The sequence below is a fragment of the Alistipes sp. DJF_B185 genome, from assembly GCF_964250025.1.
Lineage (GTDB): Bacteria > Bacteroidota > Bacteroidia > Bacteroidales > Rikenellaceae > Alistipes > Alistipes finegoldii.
Genome location: NZ_CAXUDY010000058.1, coordinates 1 through 1,538, shown reverse-complemented (window position 1 = coordinate 1,538; position 1,538 = coordinate 1). Strand labels below are relative to the sequence as shown.

At 34.5% G+C, this 1,538-nt stretch carries 2 protein-coding genes and 1 pseudogene; all 3 read left to right on the top strand.

Annotated elements, in window-relative coordinates; genetic code table 11:
- Nucleotides 1-25 precede the first annotated feature (25 nt).
- Nucleotides 26-394 carry an Imm44 family immunity protein gene (locus ACESTR_RS16075; RefSeq protein ID WP_004295261.1) on the top strand — a complete coding sequence of 123 codons (369 nt, stop codon included), beginning with the start codon at nt 26-28 and terminating at the stop codon, nt 392-394.
- A gap of 59 nt (nt 395-453) precedes the next feature.
- Entirely contained in the window at nt 454-1,404 is a 951-nt protein-coding gene (locus tag ACESTR_RS16070) for a hypothetical protein (protein WP_007662662.1), read from the top strand.
- A 24-nt stretch (nt 1,405-1,428) separates the two neighbouring features.
- Nucleotides 1,429-1,538 (top strand): annotated as a pseudogene (locus ACESTR_RS16065) (DUF4948 domain-containing protein); the annotation flags it as partial.

The window sequence follows — 1,538 nt, the reverse complement described above, 5'->3', positions numbered from 1 at the left end:
ACATTACTAACGATAACAAATTTGTATGAAAGTTTTTATTGGAGGTGAATTGGAACATAGTATTTCTGATAAGTTTCGTAAAGCAAGAAACTCTGTAATAGAATATATGGATTGTCTATGTGATATTTCATATATTAATGAACTAAGTTTCTATGTATTCTGCTTAAAAGGATTTACTACAAATCCATTAAGTCGATATTCGAAAAAACGTAATCGGATAGAATTGGAAATTCTACTCCCATTTGATAAATTTGAAACAGCAAATGATTCTCAATGTGTTGAGATATTGAAACAAAGTATTCTTGATGCTATTGAGAACTATAAAAATAAAAACATTCCACAACAATATATTGATGTAATTGTAGAAAAAATGAAAGCATCAATTAATGAATGAATTCGTTAGTAACAAACAGCACTACTGCTTAAAGCGGAACGCTATTGAACATTACAGCTATGGATATAACGAATAGAATTATTGTCGCCTTACTGGAACGAATGAAAAGTAGAAACAAGAACTTTTCATTATCAAGACCTAAGTTTCATCGGTTGTTTCAAATAAATCCCGATGGCTACTTATGGTATGGCGAGAAACTGGAGCGGCATTTACTTAACAAATATGGAGAATCGGCTGATACATTGAAATATCTTGATATATATTATTTCATTTCCAATATTGTGCGGTTGTATTACATGCCTAAAAATTCAAATTCGGAGGAAAACGAGTTTGGAAAGCTATACGCTTATGGCTCCATAATAGGGTTACACCGTTGTCATATTCCAGATAAGCGAATATATCTGAACCGATTGTTAAATACTTTACTGTTCTGTTGTCCGACTTCTGAAGAATATATCCGTAGATTCCGCTGGCAAAAAAACGGTATATATTACAAATCGCAGGATGTGGAAGTTCTTATTGCCGATACATTTACAGAAATACGGGAATCGGACAAACAATCAGAATCCATTGAAATAGTTGAGTCAATAGTCAATGAGACATACCGTTATCTGGTAGGCTCAAATACGGGGCTTCCATTTGTCCGTTCGGAAACTTTATTGCACTACAACCTGAACCCATCTGATTATATGTGGCTATATCAGCACGATAAGGAATTGTTTTATACTTGTCTTGATGCAGCAGCATTACAGTCGGAGATTTTCAGTTACAAGTCATTTGTGTACAATTTCAACCTGTATATTCTAAAAGACGCAAATATATTGGATGAATTGTCCAGATATTCCAAATGTTATGAAGCCGTTTTAGAACTGCTTTTCAAATCCGATTCAATTATGCAGAACTCTGTTATTCGGCAAATCAAATTATGTAGAAATGAAGATACCATTAAACAGAATAACAGATTGGATGCTATTAACAAATGGCTCAACTCCCTAAACAAGATTGGTTAGCCACAGAACATTAAACATTAGAAAATGAGAACACCAGTCATAATCCTGTTATTTGTAATCCTGCTTGCCGTAAGCTGCGGAGAGCCTCCCATGCCGCCGTCGGACGAGGAAATGATACGCCATTTCACCACGCA